This window comes from Paenibacillus sp. fava2 (assembly GCF_058313675.1).
This window is the reverse complement of the sequence record NZ_CM177755.1, coordinates 1,217,829-1,232,615: the sequence shown is the minus strand read 5'-3', so window position 1 is coordinate 1,232,615 and position 14,787 is coordinate 1,217,829. Positions and strand designations below refer to the sequence as shown.

The following is a 14,787-nucleotide window of genomic DNA, read 5'->3' as shown; positions in this document are numbered from 1 at the left end:
AAAGGATCTTCTTAGTCAAGAATCGCGTGAATGTCGCTTTCTTTCATAATCAAATATTCTTTGCCTTCGTATTTGATTTCGGTTCCGGCATATTTCGAGAAGATCACGCGGTCGCCTTCTTTAACTTCCAGCGGTACACGCACTCCGTCTTTCAGAGCTCCGCTACCTACTGCGATAATTTTGCCTTCCTGCGGTTTCTCTTTGGAAGAGTCCGGAAGCACGATACCGAAAGAAGTGGTTTCCTGCTGCTCGCTTGCTTCTACCAATACGCGTTCACCTAATGGTCTGATCATGAAAAATAGCCTCCTTTGAAATTATGTGGTTTAGCTTGAAAACAACATTGGAATACAAGAATCTGCCCGGGATAATACCGGTTCGGCACAGCTGCTGCCTGCCGTTTCCGTAATATCCGGCAGCATTAGCACTCAACCTTCTTCAGTGCTAACAACAATTTTTATGATACTCAACTTGAAGACGGATTTCAAGTCCTTTTACGTAAAATCAGATCCTGAATGCGGAAAAATATGGCTGAACGGGTTGTCCTTGCGCACACTCACATACATTCTTTCCACCGGGAGGCAAAATATGCCTCCACGGCTCCAAAACCAGGCAGCAAGCTGGTAACGTTCCTAATGCTTCACATAACGCGCCTCCCGCGCAGCATCCTCTGCGAGCTGTCTGCGGTAGACCAGCGCTGAAAGAAACACGCTGAACTCATACAGGATAAGCAGCGGAATCGTGACCAGGAAATCCGAGATGAAATCCGGAGGTGTGATGACCACAGCAATAAAGACAAGCGCGAAATAAGCATAACGCCGCATCCGGCGCAGCCGCAGCGGATTAAGCACCCGCAGCTTGGTCAGAAACATGACGATCAGCGGCAGCTCAAACAGCAGCGCCAGCGGAATGCACAGGCTGAACATAAAGCTGAAATACTCGGTAATTCCGTACGTCTCCTCCAGCCCCATGCTGCGGGTAATCGTGATTGTAAAGGACAACGCCATAGGAAATACAATGTAATAAGCAAATAATAGGCCTAGTACAAACAAAACGGCTACATAAGGCACATACCGCAGCGCCGCACTCCGTTCCTCCGGCCGCAGCCCCGGGCTGATGAACGCCCACAGCTGGTAAACAATGAACGGCAGCGAGACGGCCAGCGAGACAGCCATAGCGATCTTCATATACATCCCGATACCGTCCCAAAAGGAAAAAGCATGCAGTACAAAGCCCTGAGCCTGATCGGCATCTATCAGATACAGATATACGGGCCTTGCCGCGAACAATCCGCCTATCAGCCCGGCTGTGAATACAAGCAGCACATAAATAATCCGTCTGCGCAGCTCAGTGAGATGATCAACCACCGACATTTCTTCCGATTCCAGAGACATGACTGACACCACCCGGATCCATATGTAAATTCCCCGCCAAAATGGCCTGTGTATAGCCGCAGGTTCAGAACCTCTGCAGCTCTCCTGTTTACAAAAAAAGGGGCGCCGCCCGGTCTGAAGCAGACTGAGAGAAACGCCCCCGCGTAGTTACACTGTTATTCCGGCAGCTTCCGTTCCTGCGGAAGATCTGCAGCTAATGTCTGCGGGGCCGGCGGTGCAGGAGCTTCACTGCGCCGAGCCGGTTCCGGCTCATTGATAATTTCACGTGCCCCGTCCTTGAATTCACGGAAGGTGCGTCCGACCGCCCGGCCAAGCTCAGGAAGCTTATTCGGACCAAAAAGCAGCAGCGCCAGGATCACCAGTAGAATAATTCCGGGAGCACCAATACCATTCAGCATTCGCTTTTCCTCCTCGCCCTTTGTCCGTTCATGATAGATTAAGCAGCAGCTTAATAATACCATAACTTATGTCACACATCCAACAGCTTTCGAGCTGAGGCGGCAGGGCGGGGCAATCGTCTGTTACTGGCGGTATTGACCGGTAACCATAAGCAGCGCCTCCGGCAGCTGATCCATGATCGCCGCCAGGTTCTCATGCACTCCCTTGGGGGTTCCCGGCAGATTGACAATCAGCGTCCGTCCGCGGATTCCGCAAATGCCGCGGAAGAGCATGACCGCACGGTTCTTCTGCATCACTGTGCTCCTCATCGCCTCCGACATTCCGGGCACCTCACGCTCAATGACCCGCCGGGTAGCTTCCGGAGTAACGTCGCGGATCGCCAGCTCGGTTCCGCCGGTAGTAAGCACAAGATCCGCCTTGAAATAATCGGTAAGCTCGATCAGCGCAGCAATAATCTCGTCCTGCTCATCCGGTACAATTCTGACCTCGATGATCTCACCGCCAAGCTCCTCTTCCACCAGCTCGCGGATAACCTGGGCGCTGGTATCTTCCCGTTCGCCCCTGGATCCTTTATCGCTTGCCGTCAGGATTGCTGTTTTCCACGCCATAGGTTATTCCTCCCTCTTATGTTCTATGTAAGGAAGGCCGCAATGTGCAGCCTTGCCGCACTTCTCTCTTGCAGTGACTAAGCTTCCAGCTCGTAATTCCCGTTCTTTCCGCCGCTCTTGGAGACAAGCATCGTAGGTCCGATGACCATATCCTTCTGCAGCGCCTTGCACATGTCATAGACGGTCAGAGCCGCCGCCGAAACGGCCGTCAGCGCCTCCATCTCCACTCCGGTCTTTCCGGTCGTCTTCACCGTTGCTTCTATATAAAGTTCATCTTTGCTGTTGTCCGAGAAGCGGATGTCAACACCGGTCAGAGAGAGGGGATGGCACATCGGAATCCAGTCCGAGGTCTGCTTCGCAGCCATAATGCCGGCTACCTGTGCAACTGCCAGAACATCTCCTTTGCCGACGCTTCCAGACTTGATGGCCTCAAGCGTCCCGGGATCCATTGTTACCTTGCTTCTTGCAGCCGCTGACCGCTTGGTGATGTCCTTGTCGCTGACATCCACCATACGCGCCCGGCCCTGCTCGTTAAAATGACTAAATTCCATGCTGTCTCTCCCTCCGGCAATCCATGACGCCGTCTTCCGTAATTAACAAGTCCATGTAAGCATCATGGTCGTCCATAGGCACTTCCTCAACCACCTGCCGGCCGAAAGCCAGACCAATCCATAATGGATCTTTCCCTTGCAGGGCAGCTTCAGTATCCAGGGTGGCCCGCAGACGGTCGTAATATCCGCGTCCGTAGCCCAGCCTTCCGCCCCGCCTGTCAAAAGCCAGCCCCGGGACAAAGATCACATCCGGCCTGGGCAGGCGCTCCTGCCTGTCAGCAGAATCAGCAGCCGGCTCCAGTATGCCGAAGGCTCCCGGTACAAGCTCCTTCCATGAGTGTACCGGATGCAGGCTCATCATTCCTGTGGCTTGTATCACACGGGGCAGCAGCACCGTGCAGCCCTCTGCCCAGGCGCCGGCAATCAGCGGGCGCGTATCCAGCTCCGACCGGAAAGGGACATACGCAAGCAGCGTCTTCACTTCTTCCCCTGCCAGCCTTTCCGCCGCATGCCTGCAGACCAGAGAAGACAGTGCATTTCTCTGGTCCTCCGGCAGCATGCCGCGGGCGGCGGCGGCCGCTGCACGCAGCTCCCGCTTCCTTTCAGCGGGCAGGGCACTTTGGCCTGTCATGTGCAGCCGCCTCCCGTTTGTTTTTGCCTAGCTTATCATCGTTTGTAAACTCAGTTTACCACTCTTCTCCCCGGTTCGCCAAGGTTGTATCATTCCCCCTGTTAGACGAAACCGGAAAACCGTCCCCCTCGCGCGGCAGAAGCTTTTCATGTAAACTGTAGTATAAGCAAGATATACAGCCGGGCCAGAGCGCCCGGGCGAATATGCAAGGGCGGAGGGTTCAATCAGTATGCTTCTTCAAGCGACAGGAATTTCGAAATCATATGGTATTCAAAGCGTGCTGGACGGCATCAGCCTGCAGGTGAACGAGAAGGAGCGGGTCGGACTGGTTGGCGTCAACGGTGCCGGCAAATCCACCTTTCTGCAGATTCTTGCAGGCGAGATGTCCTATGACAGCGGGCAAATTCATAAATCCAAAGAGACAACCGTAGGCTATCTTGCTCAGAACAGCGGCCTGCAGTCGGACAAAACCATCCAGGAGGAAATGCTGGCTGTGTTTGCTCCCTTAATTGAAGCGGAAGCTGAGCTCCGGCAGATGGAAGCGGACATCGCTGACCCGAAGCTGGCCGATGATCCGAAGCGTTATGAAGATCTGCTGGAGCGTTACTCCAAGCGCTCGGACTGGTTCAAGGACCACGGCGGCTATGAAATGAACACCCGGATCCGCAGTGTTTTGCACGGTATGGGCTTTGGGGAATTCACGCCGGATACTCCCATCTCCACACTCAGCGGCGGACAGAAGACACGGCTGGCACTTGCCCGTATTCTGCTGCAGGCTCCAGACCTGCTCATGCTGGATGAGCCTACGAACCATCTGGACATTGAGACGCTGACCTGGCTGGAGGATTACCTGCGCGGTTATGCCGGCGGCATTCTGGTCGTTTCCCATGACCGCTATTTCCTCGACCGGCTGGTTACAACAATCGTTGAAATAGAACGCCATCAGTCCCGCCGTTATACGGGCAATTACAGCCGCTATATGGAACTGAAGGCAGCGGAGTATGAAATCCGCATGAAGCAGTATGAGAAGCAGCAGGAGGAAATCTCCCGGATGGAGGATTTCGTGCAGCGCAACATCGTGCGCGCCTCTACTACCAAGCGTGCCCAGAGCCGGCGCAAAGCACTGGAGAAGATGGAGCGCATTGACAAGCCGCTTGGCGATCTCAAAAAAGCCAGCTTCTCCTTCGAGCCTGATTTCATGTCCGGTAAGGAAGTGCTGCAGGTGCGGGACGTTGCCGTATCCTTCAGCGAAGCATCTTCCCCGCTGTTCCGCAGTGCCTCCTTTGAGCTGCGGCGCGGAGAGACGGCTGCGCTCATCGGGCCGAACGGGATCGGCAAATCGACGCTGCTGCAGTGCCTGACGGGCACCCGCCAGCCGTCCGCCGGAACCGTCAACTGGGGAGCCAAGGTCAAAATCGCTTACTACGATCAGGAGCAGACACGCCTCAATCCGCGTAACACTGTGCTGGAAGAGCTTTGGAGTGAATATCCGATGCTGGAGGAAGCGCGCATCCGCACCATCCTGGGCAACTTCCTCTTCAGCGGCGAGGATGTCCTGAAGAAGATCGCTGCGCTGAGCGGCGGAGAGAAAGCCCGGGTGGCGCTCTCCAAGCTGATGCTGCGCGGCGCCAATATGCTTATTCTCGATGAGCCTACCAACCATCTGGATCTGGTCAGCCGCGAGGTGCTGGAGGCAGCCCTGATTGATTTTGAAGGCACCCTGCTGTTCATATCCCATGACCGTTATTTCCTGAACAAAATGGCTGAGCGTGTCCTGGAGCTGCATCCCGGCGGCATTGACCAGTATCTCGGTAACTATGACGACTACATCGAGAAGAAAAAAGAGCTGGAAGCCATTGCACTGGAGGAAGCCGGACTGCTTGCAGCCAAAGCTACACGGATTGCCGATGCTGAAGCTGCATCTGCCGACAAGGGCAGTGCATCCTCTTTTGAAGCGGACAAAGCGGCCAAACGGGAGGAGCGTAACCGTCTGCGGCGGATTTCCGAGCTGGAAGAAGCCATTGCCCGGCTGGAAGAGGAGATTTCATTCATTGAGAATGAAATGACGAAGCCCGAGGTATACCAGGATTATATGGCTCTCCAGCAGCATGAAAGCGACCTGAAGGAGAAGAAGGAGCAGCTCAGCGGACGGTTCGACGAATGGGAGCAGCTGGCTGACGAATAATGTAAACAGGTTAAATAAATATTTTTAAACTGTTCCCGATTTGTTCATAATCAGTTATCCACATGCCCATCCACAGTTTTCGTGTATAACCTCAAATAAAAAAAGCCCCCGGGGGCTTTTTTTTATGCATTAAATCAGCATTTCACCTGTCAAGTACTTTTTATCCACCGAATTGTCCACATTATCCACAGTTTCCACATAAACCTCACATTGGAAAACTCCCCAACCCGGGGGTGCGCAAAACAGGCGTTAATGCTGATTTTACACGGTTTTTACACAATCAGAGCAGAATATGTGGATAACGTTGTCCACAGCTTGACAAAACACGCATTCGCTAAATTTCTACCTTTTCAGACAACATAATCTGCCGCAAAAAATCACCTTAATATTCTGCAAATCTGCTTCTGCACGCGCTCTGCTTCCGCTTGGACGATTCCCCCCGTTCCCGGCCTGCAGCCTGGTGGACGCTGGCCTCTTGTCATCTGAGCCCGCAAACTGTCCAAACCCGTCTGCACTGCCGGTTACACGGCCGTCTCCTGGCCGGTTTCCGCACGGGCGGAGAGCAGCGCCGCATTGCAGGCGGCTACATAGGCTATTCCCGCCGCCATTACGATATCCTGATGAATCGCCGTGCCTCTGAATTTGGCGCCGTTCCATTCCACCATGACTGCGGCTTCAGCCTGGGCCTGCTCTCCGCTGCCCAGTGAATGCAGCTCGAGACCGGCAAACCCGATACTCTCGGCAATCCCCCGACTGATTGCTGCAATCACTGCTTCCAGCGGGCCGCTGCCTGTGCTGGTGTAGGCTTGCTCCGCACCGCTCTGCAGATTACGCACGGTCACTGCAGCCACCCGGCGCGGCGCACTGCCGGCAAGCACCTGGACATCGCCAAGCTCATAGAACTGCGCCTGCTGTCCGGTCGCACTGCTGACCATGCGCAGAAGCTCGTCATCGCTGACTGCTTTCTGGCGGTCTGCCTTCTCCTTAAAGGATTCGTAGAGCGCATCCAGCTCTGCCGTATCCAAAGCAACACCGTACTTGGCGGCACGGTCCTTCAGCGCATGCCGGCCGGAGTGCTTGCCCAGAATAATCATGCTGCGCGGAATGCCCAGCCGTTCAGGGTCCATAATCTCATAGGTGCTGCGGTCCTTCAGCAGGCCGTCCTGATGGATGCCGGATTCATGCTGGAAGGCATTGCGCCCGACGACAGGCTTGTTGAAGGCAATCGGGAAATGCATCGCCCCGCTGATCAGCCGCGAGGTATCATACAGCTTATCCAGCACGATTCCCGTCTCCGCGCCAAGCACATCCCCTCTGGTCTCAAGCGCCATGACCAGCTCCTCCAGAGCACAGTTTCCGGTACGCTCCCCGACGCCGTTCACGGTAACCTCGATTTGCGTTGCCCCTCCTTCAATGGCGGCCAGACTGTTCGCAACGGCAAGCCCCAGATCGTTATGACAATGGGCGCTGTAGCTTACGTTCTGTCCGCCTCTGGCTCCCAGGCGCACCCGCCGGAACATCTCCCCGTATTCGTGCGGTAAGGCATAGCCGACTGTATCCGGCAGATTAATGATGCTGGCCCCCTCCTCAATAACGGCCTCAACCATTTCAATCAGGTCATCGATTCCCGTCCGGGCCGCATCCATCGCGGTGAATTCCACCACATCGCAGAACTGGCGGGCATAGGCCGTCATTTCACGGGCGGCTGCAACCACCTCAGGCCGGCTCTTGCGGAGCTGATGCTTCAGATGAATATCGGAGGAGGAGATGAACAGGTGAATCCGCCGCCGCGCCGCATCCCGGGTTGCCCGGACAGCTGCATCGATATCCCCGCGGACCGCACGGGCGAAGCCGCAAATCTCTACACCCTGTACCTTCCGTGAAATGGTCTCTACTGCGGCAAAATCCCCCGGGCTTGAGACCGGAAAGCCCGGTTCCAGTACATCTACTCCCAGTTCGGCAAGCTTGTGGGACAGAACAATCTTCTGCTCAGGGGTCAGGCTGGCCCCCGGTGCCTGCTCGCCGTCCCGCAGCGTCGTGTCAAAAATCTGAATACGTTTTTTTACCGGAATAATCATCATGAACCCTCCTGAAATGTAAGTTAATTTAAGCTGTCCTTCCGCTGATGCAGGGCACACGTCGACTTGTACCCTGCTTCTGTTCCCGCCCACTGCTGCCGGCAGCACCCGATCCAATAGCAGATAAATACCGGGCCATAGCCCGGCTAACTGCGAATTAACACAAACTCCCCCACAGAAATGGGGCTTTTACATGAAAGCCGACTCAGGACCTTTGCGGGGCCCCCAATACCTTTCTGAAACGACAAAAAACCCGCCGTCTCCATAAAGAGACGGCGGGTTACCCCTCCGCGGTACCACTCTTCTTGACGCATCCGGCTTACCTTCACGGCAAACCGCAAGCTGCGTCCAGCTCACCCCATACCTGCTCTGGTCCATGCAGTCATGGTCAGGCAAGTATGAGTGTCCGGTAACGGGGACTTCCGTTGCGGCGTACATTGTTTCCGCCGCTCCGCTCCCGGGCGAGATTCAATGCCTCTCAGGTGACTGCGTCGCACCAACCCGCAGCTCTCTGCACACCTTCATCATCTACTGCTCCCGTTCATCGCATTTAATCCTTATAAGCATACAAAAAAGCCCGCCGTCTCATTCAAGAGACGACAGGCTGTTCACCTTCGCGGTACCACTCTTGTTGATATCCCGGTTCAGCCGTATCAGGCCGTCCGGAGAATATCCACTCAATTAATCAGGCAAAAGCATCCGGATGACTTCAATCACCCTACCATTGCTGACCACCCTTTCACGGAGGTTAGCCGTAGACGGTGTACGAAAGGCCCGGCACATTAGTGTGCCGTTTAATGTTCTTCCCGGAATCTCCTCCAGAAAAACATCCCGCTTCCACCGCTCCGCTCCAAGACGAGTTCAGGTCTCCTTCGGCTGCGTCGCACCTACCCGCAGTTCTCTTAACCCGGAATTACCTTACTGCTTCTCTTCATTGCGTTTCATTATTTGGATTGGGTTGATTATACGCTTATCGTTCAAAAGATGTCAATAGGCAGAAACTGACCACTTCTCCAGCGACAAGCCGGGATCGGCGACCATATCGAGCGGTGTACTGCCGTCATGCCGCCATTTCACGTAGGCTGCCGCCCCGATCATCGCCGCATTATCCGTGCAGTATACCGCCGGAGGAATAATCAGCTCGATGCCCTCTTTCTCACAGCGTGACACCAGTGCTTCGCGCAGCCCTTTATTGGCAGCAACTCCGCCGCAGAGCAGCAGCTGCTTGGCTTTATTGGCTTTGACCGCACGCACGGCCTTCTCCACCAGAACCTCCACCACGGACTCCTGGAAGCCCCGGGCAATACCGGCCACATCCGGAGTCAGCCCCTTCATCTTGCTCTGGTTGACCACATTCAGCACAGCCGACTTCAAGCCGCTGAAGCTGAAATCGTATGAATCGGGCTCCAGCCATACCCGCGGCAGGGCTACTGCCTCTTCCGCTTCATGAGCGAGCCGGTCGACATGCGGACCTCCCGGATACGGGAAGCCCAGGGCGCGAGCGACCTTGTCGTAAGCTTCACCCACCGCGTCGTCACGGGTGCGTCCGATAATCCGGAACTCCCCTTCGCGCTCCATATTCACCAGCTCCGTGTGCCCGCCGGATACAACCAGCGTCATACACGGATATTGCAGCTCCTTAACCAGCCGGTTGGCATAAATATGTCCTGCGATATGATGGGTGCCGATCAGCGGCTTGCCCCAGGCCAGCGCCAGGCTCTTAGCAGCCACGACACCGACCAGCAGCGCACCGACCAGCCCCGGACCCTGGGTTACCGCAATGGCTGTAAGCTCATGCGGCTCTACACCGGCAGCTGCCATTGCCTCCTCAATGACCAGGGTAATGACCTCCACATGCTTGCGGGAGGCAACCTCCGGTACTACACCGCCAAAAGCGCGGTGGGTTTCGATCTGGCTGGAGATGATGTTCGCCAGCACCTCACAGCCGTCCTTGACAACAGCTACCGAGGTTTCATCACAGCTCGTCTCGATAGCCAATATAAGTACAGGCGCAGCTGCGCCCGTTTCTGTATTCATTTCAGATCCACTCTTCCTTCCATCATTCCCTGCTCCCCGTAAGCCGGCAGGTCCGCCCACATGATGAGCGCATCCTCGCGGTTGTCCGAATAATACCCTTTGCGGGTTCCGGCCGGACGGAAGCCTTTTTTGCGGTACAGGTTCTGGGCCACCTCATTCGAGACCCTGACCTCAAGTGTAATTGATTTCATGCCCAGGAAGCCGGCTGTTTTCATCAGCTCATCGAGCAGCCGCTCTCCCCATTTACGTCCCCGGTAAGCCTCCAGGAGCGCAATGTTTGTTACGTGCGCCTCATCAACTATCGCCCACATCCCGGCATATCCGATAATGCGCCCCTGCAGCTCCATCACCATATATTTGGCGAAATGATTATGCGTCAGCTCATTGCGGAAAGCTTCCTCGGTCCACGGCATGGTGAAGGCTTCCCGCTCAATTACGAGAATTTCCGGAATATCCTCAAGCTTCATCAGGCGAAAAACAAGCTCGCTTCCCTGATCTCCCACTATCATAGGCTCCGTCATACTTGGCTTCTGCTCCCTTCACTGCTCCGGCGCAGATTGGCTTCCGCTTCAGAAAGCTGGGTATAGTTCGGGATTAACCCGTGAACATCATCACTGCCCGCCAGCAGTCCCGCCTCACCGAGAAAGCCGGCCCAGCGTCCTTCCAGCTCGTACGGCACCGGCTGAATTTCAGCCTCGCCAAGCAGCGGCTCGAGGCTGGCGTCGCTTGCATGCTGGGCGGTTTCACCTACGAACCACAGGACGCGCGGCCTCATGCCCTCTGCCTCTGCCTGCTTCAGCCGCCCGGCAAGATGCGCTACCCAGTCAGCCATAAGCCGGATGGCATCTGCTTCAAGACGCTGCGGAGCAGCCTGGCCATCAGCTGCAAACAGCCCGGTGTAGGCTTGACCGCGTCGGGCATCGATCAGCGGGATGATCCAGTCGGGTCCATATCCGCCTTGTCCCGCTTCAGCAGCCGGGCCTTCCGCCTGCTTCTCCAGCGCTGCAGCATAACCGCCCCAGGCCAGCGCATGCAGGCTGGAAACGCCGGCAACCGGCACCTTCCAGGCCCAGGCCAATGTCTTGGCCGCGGATACCGCAATACGCGTCCCGGTGTAAGATCCCGGGCCGACGCCCACAGCTATTCCCTTTAGCATGGATGCAGCGGTACCGCTGGCCTGCATTGCCTGCTCAATGATCGGGAGCAGATGCACGGAATGGTTCCGCTCCCCGGATGCATTAATCTCATGCAGCACCCTGCCTTCCTCCGTAACAGCCACGCCCAGAATGGCCGTCGAAGTATCCAGCGCCAAAAGCCGCTTGCGCGGCCCGTTATTTTCGTTCATCATCATTCGTTACCCCACTTCTGGATCAGCTCGCGGCACAGTCCGCCGTATGGCTCACCGGCTGCTTTCACCGTAATCAGGCGTTCCTCCGGTCCAGCCGTTTCCATGTATAGATGCAGATGCCGCTCGGGCATCAAATCTGTAATGATACTGCTCCATTCCACCAGGCAGACTCCCTGCCCGTAGAAATATTCATCGAGTCCCAGCTCGTCCGCTTCCTGCGGGGAGATCCGGTACACATCCATATGGTACAGCGGCAGGCGTCCGTTGTATTCTTTGATAATTGTAAATGTAGGACTGTTTACAATCCCCTCTACACCCAGATGGCGCGCAAAAGCCTGCGAAAATGCCGTCTTGCCGGCACCCAGGTCACCATCGAGGCCGATCACCATGCCTGCCGATGCCGCACCGGCTATCGCAGCTGCAAGCAGCTCCGTATCCTGAAGGCTGTGTGAACGGTACGTAAATACCGTTTCAACATTATTGTCCAAGCTGCAACTCCACCTTATATAGTATCCTTTTAAAGACATGAACCGACATAGCATAACAATACTTTTAATTATATCGGTATGCTACTTGTCCCGCAACAACCCTCTCTATTCCCGGCTTCCGGCCGTAAAGGATGAATGCGGCTGCCTGCTTATGTCTGCCTGTTTTTTCTTCGGGGTGTGTCCGGAAAACAGGCTGTGCAGCACCATTCCGGCAATAATGACCGCGATTCCAGTCCAGGACAGCAGGGAAGGCAGCGGTGCAGACAGAATCAGGATTTCCCCGATCAGCGCAAACAGCACCTCCAGTGACTGGGTGGCTTCCACCGCAGCCAGTCCGCTCATGCTGCTGCGGACCATGTCTGTAGCCCGGAAAAACAGGACGGTGGCAATTACACCTGAGGATAGAGCTACAATGACAGACTGCAGGGTCTGGGAGCCGGAGGGCAGCCCGGTATCTGCCAGACCGATGAGCGAGATCACAAGCCAGAACGGCAGGCTGGCCAGTGTCATGCCGAGAATACGCTGAAATACGTCAAGCCGCTCCCCGCACAGCTCCATTGTCTTGCGGTTACCAAGCGGATACGCGAAGGATGCGATCAGAACCGGGACTATGCCCAGCAGTACCTGTGACGGTTCCAGCTCACGGGCATGATCGGCCTGGAGCAGCGCTACACCAGCCAGAATGATCAGGGACAGGCCAAGGCCGCGCAGCGGAATCCTGCCCCGTTCATAGACGCTTGTGCCTCCGGATCCGGCAGCCCATTGTCCGAAGAACGGGGCCAGGAGTGAACCGGAGATAATGGTGATCTGCCAGGTTCCGGCGGTCAGCCAGCCTGGCGCATAAGCAGCCGCGAAGCAGATTGGCGCGTAGAACAGGCCAAAGCCGACCGTTCCCCAGAGCAGCCAGGCCCCCGGGCGCTCCTTCATCGCTGCCAGCAGCGGCTTCAGCCTGCCGCGCCCCACAACAATCGCCACCAGAAACGGCAGTGTAAACAGATAGCGCAGTGAGGCGCTCCACGCCCAGCTGCCTCCCGACAGCTCCATCCGCCGGTTAAGGACAAAGGTTACCGCAAAAAACAGCGCCGAACAGACACCAAGTAAAATAGGACGCACGCTCATCATCTCTTTTCATCAAATTCACCTCCCCAATATAGGGTCAGGCTTTCTCCACCGTCAACCCTTGTGTCAGCTGTACGGCAGCTCGGTATTCACTCCGCCGTGAACACAGCCGCCGGACAGACATCCTCCAGCAGCCTGCCTGTTTATGAACACAGCAAAACAGAGCAGCCATCCCCCGTAATCCGGACAACGCTGCTCTGCCGCTGATTAAACCCTTCAAAACTACTCGCTAAAATCTGTATTCTGTGTCATCTGCAGATTTAATTGCGCACACCGCAGTTATTTACGCTGCTCCTCCAGCCGCTCTACTCCAACTGTATGCGTATTGGTTGGACGTGAGCCTACCTGTACCGTCGCCATTCCATTTTGCTCGTCCACACGCTCAATCCATACCGACTCCCCGTCCAGATGAACCGGGATCATCTCCTTGGATGCATATATGTCCTTTGCCCGTTTTACGTCCATGATTTAACTCTCCTTAATGTTTGTGTATTTAGCATAAGTCATCTGAATAGCGGTGTACCATACTGGCCTCCAATGCATACACTCGCCTCAGTATCAGCACAGTTCTAACTTCCGCTTACTCCTCATCCGCCTCAGGCTCACCGATGGTGGCATCGGCATCGAGATATCCGGCCTCCGGACCGGAATCCTCTTCATCCGGATCGGCAATAATACCAGCCCAGTCCACAACCTCGGCAGGAATATCCTGTTCGGATAAATCATCAAGCCATTCCTTGCGCCCCTTGCCCATGGTTCTTATCCCTCCGCTTTTCTCCATACATGACAGACATGACTGCCGGAATGTTGGCTTTTTACAAGCCCGGCTTTATTTTTTCCCAAGACTCGCAAAAAATGCATCAGGGTAGAAACTGCGCCCGCACACCATACTAAACAGTAATTACATGATGAGGTTTCAGCTCATACAACACTTCTTTCAGCACTTATAAATCAGGAGGCGATATCCATGCATACCGTCTGGAAAGGGGCCATCAGCTTCGGCCTGGTGCACGTCCCGGTCAAAATGTTCTCGGCAACCGAGGATAAAGACATTTCACTCCGTTACATCCATAAGGAATGCGGAAGCCCGTTATCCTATGTCCGTAAATGTCCTGTATGCGAAAAGGAAGTCGGGTGGGAGGAGATCGGCAAGGGCTATGAATATGAAAAGGGTAAGTTTGTCCTGTTCGACAAGGAAGAACTGGAGCAGCTGACCGAGGAGAGCAGCAAGAGCATCACGATTCTGGATTTCGTGGATTTGACGGAGATTGACCCGATTTATTTTCAAAAAACCTACTACCTGTCCCCGGACCAGGCCGGCAGTAATGCCTATAGGCTGCTGATGGAGGCGATGCGCCAGACCGGCAAAATCGGAATCGCCAAAATTTCCATCCGTTCCAAAAGCAGTCTGGCGGCCATCCGGGTGCTGGAGAACTGCCTGGCGATTGAGACGATTTTTTATCCGGATGAGGTGCGGCCTGTAACCCAAGTTCCGGGGCTGCCGGAAGCGGGAATTGTCAGCGACAAGGAGTTGGAAATGGCCAAGCTGCTGATCTCCCAGCTGTCCACTCCGTTTGAGCCGGGCAAGTATACCGATGATTACCGCCAGCGGATGCTGGATCTGATCTCGCACAAAATTTCCGGCGAGGAATTCCACATCGCACCGGCCCGCCAGGAGAGCAATGTAATTGACCTGATGGCCGCGCTGCAGGCCAGCATCGAGGCGGTTCAGCATATCCCGAGCGATCCCGGAACAGCTCCGGCCGCGGCAGCCAGCAAGCCCAAAACGGCTGCCGGCACCCGAAAAAGAACAGCCAAGGCCAGCGGCGCCGAAGCGGCAGCCGGTACTCCTGTCCTCAGCGAAGCAACCGGACCCATTCCGGTCATTGCCCCCAAGACCAAACGGCGCAGCCCAAAAAGCAAAGAGACCGTATCCTGACGCGGACGGTCGG

The 14,787-nt window shown here is 55.5% G+C and carries 17 protein-coding genes and 1 other annotated feature; of the genes, 3 read left to right on the top strand and 14 right to left on the bottom strand.

Annotated features, from left to right (window positions below; all coding sequences use genetic code 11):
- Positions 1-11: 11 nt before the first annotated feature.
- The 6 genes from groES to AC4G46_RS05345 all read right to left on the bottom strand — a co-directional run bounded on the left by groES (position 12) and on the right by AC4G46_RS05345 (position 3,580).
- Positions 12-293 (bottom strand): co-chaperone GroES, encoded by a 282-nt coding sequence (gene groES / locus AC4G46_RS05370; protein ID WP_068720745.1) that lies wholly within the window; start codon positions 291-293, stop codon positions 12-14.
- A gap of 336 nt (positions 294-629) precedes the next feature.
- Complete coding sequence (tatC, locus tag AC4G46_RS05365; protein ID WP_491127013.1) at positions 630-1,391, bottom strand: twin-arginine translocase subunit TatC; 762 nt, start codon at positions 1,389-1,391, stop codon at positions 630-632.
- A gap of 155 nt (positions 1,392-1,546) precedes the next feature.
- Positions 1,547-1,789, bottom strand: coding sequence for a twin-arginine translocase TatA/TatE family subunit (gene tatA, locus AC4G46_RS05360; protein ID WP_198536442.1), 243 nt, complete (start codon positions 1,787-1,789; stop codon positions 1,547-1,549).
- A 123-nt stretch (positions 1,790-1,912) separates the two neighbouring features.
- Positions 1,913-2,398 (bottom strand): MogA/MoaB family molybdenum cofactor biosynthesis protein, encoded by a 486-nt coding sequence (locus tag AC4G46_RS05355; RefSeq protein ID WP_039870183.1) that lies wholly within the window; start codon positions 2,396-2,398, stop codon positions 1,913-1,915.
- 77 nt (positions 2,399-2,475) lie between these two features.
- The gene (gene moaC / locus AC4G46_RS05350; RefSeq protein ID WP_068720741.1) at positions 2,476-2,949 is read right to left on the bottom strand and encodes a cyclic pyranopterin monophosphate synthase MoaC; all 474 of its coding nucleotides are present in this window, start codon (positions 2,947-2,949) and stop codon (positions 2,476-2,478) included.
- Positions 2,939-3,580 carry a 5-formyltetrahydrofolate cyclo-ligase gene (locus AC4G46_RS05345; protein ID WP_491127012.1) on the bottom strand — a complete coding sequence of 214 codons (642 nt, stop codon included), beginning with the start codon at positions 3,578-3,580 and terminating at the stop codon, positions 2,939-2,941. Before AC4G46_RS05345 ends, moaC begins: the two co-directional genes overlap by 11 nt.
- A gap of 229 nt (positions 3,581-3,809) precedes the next feature.
- Here AC4G46_RS05345 and AC4G46_RS05340 point away from each other — a divergent pair, with 229 nt between their 5' ends.
- Positions 3,810-5,765 carry an ABC-F family ATP-binding cassette domain-containing protein gene (locus tag AC4G46_RS05340; protein WP_491127011.1) on the top strand — a complete coding sequence of 652 codons (1,956 nt, stop codon included), beginning with the start codon at positions 3,810-3,812 and terminating at the stop codon, positions 5,763-5,765.
- A gap of 521 nt (positions 5,766-6,286) precedes the next feature.
- Here the strand turns inward: AC4G46_RS05340 and AC4G46_RS05335 are convergent.
- From AC4G46_RS05335 to AC4G46_RS05310, 6 genes are all read right to left on the bottom strand, one after another.
- Positions 6,287-7,843 carry a 2-isopropylmalate synthase gene (locus AC4G46_RS05335; RefSeq protein ID WP_491128799.1) on the bottom strand — a complete coding sequence of 519 codons (1,557 nt, stop codon included), beginning with the start codon at positions 7,841-7,843 and terminating at the stop codon, positions 6,287-6,289.
- Between the two features lie 265 nt (positions 7,844-8,108).
- Positions 8,109-8,397 (bottom strand) — a binding site (T-box leader).
- Between the two features lie 433 nt (positions 8,398-8,830).
- Entirely contained in the window at positions 8,831-9,880 is a 1,050-nt protein-coding gene (gene tsaD, locus AC4G46_RS05330) for a tRNA (adenosine(37)-N6)-threonylcarbamoyltransferase complex transferase subunit TsaD (RefSeq protein WP_491127010.1), read from the bottom strand.
- Positions 9,877-10,401 (bottom strand): ribosomal protein S18-alanine N-acetyltransferase, encoded by a 525-nt coding sequence (gene rimI, locus AC4G46_RS05325; protein WP_491127009.1) that lies wholly within the window; start codon positions 10,399-10,401, stop codon positions 9,877-9,879. The genes tsaD and rimI overlap by 4 nt, the downstream gene beginning before the upstream one ends.
- The gene (gene tsaB, locus AC4G46_RS05320) at positions 10,398-11,228 is read right to left on the bottom strand and encodes a tRNA (adenosine(37)-N6)-threonylcarbamoyltransferase complex dimerization subunit type 1 TsaB (RefSeq protein ID WP_491128798.1); all 831 of its coding nucleotides are present in this window, start codon (positions 11,226-11,228) and stop codon (positions 10,398-10,400) included. Before tsaB ends, rimI begins: the two co-directional genes overlap by 4 nt.
- Entirely contained in the window at positions 11,228-11,716 is a 489-nt protein-coding gene (gene tsaE / locus AC4G46_RS05315) for a tRNA (adenosine(37)-N6)-threonylcarbamoyltransferase complex ATPase subunit type 1 TsaE (RefSeq protein ID WP_491127008.1), read from the bottom strand. Before tsaE ends, tsaB begins: the two co-directional genes overlap by 1 nt.
- Before the next feature lie 105 nt (positions 11,717-11,821).
- On the bottom strand, positions 11,822-12,829 hold the full coding sequence (locus AC4G46_RS05310; RefSeq protein ID WP_491127007.1) for a DMT family transporter: 1,008 nt from the start codon (positions 12,827-12,829) through the stop codon (positions 11,822-11,824).
- 69 nt (positions 12,830-12,898) lie between these two features.
- Here AC4G46_RS05310 and AC4G46_RS05305 point away from each other — a divergent pair, with 69 nt between their 5' ends.
- Positions 12,899-13,042, top strand: coding sequence for a hypothetical protein (locus tag AC4G46_RS05305; protein WP_491127006.1), 144 nt, complete (start codon positions 12,899-12,901; stop codon positions 13,040-13,042).
- Positions 13,043-13,114: 72 nt separating this feature from the next.
- Here the strand turns inward: AC4G46_RS05305 and AC4G46_RS05300 are convergent, their stop codons facing one another.
- Together AC4G46_RS05300 and AC4G46_RS05295 are read right to left on the bottom strand one after the other, a co-directional pair.
- Positions 13,115-13,300 (bottom strand): H-type small acid-soluble spore protein, encoded by a 186-nt coding sequence (locus AC4G46_RS05300; RefSeq protein ID WP_491127005.1) that lies wholly within the window; start codon positions 13,298-13,300, stop codon positions 13,115-13,117.
- Positions 13,301-13,415: 115 nt separating this feature from the next.
- Positions 13,416-13,616, bottom strand: a complete 201-nt coding sequence (locus AC4G46_RS05295) for a hypothetical protein (protein ID WP_491127004.1) — start codon at positions 13,614-13,616, stop codon at positions 13,416-13,418.
- A gap of 186 nt (positions 13,617-13,802) precedes the next feature.
- Between AC4G46_RS05295 and ku the strand changes: the two genes are divergently transcribed.
- On the top strand, positions 13,803-14,774 hold the full coding sequence (ku, locus tag AC4G46_RS05290) for a non-homologous end joining protein Ku (RefSeq protein WP_491127003.1): 972 nt from the start codon (positions 13,803-13,805) through the stop codon (positions 14,772-14,774).
- Positions 14,775-14,787: the final 13 nt, after the last annotated feature.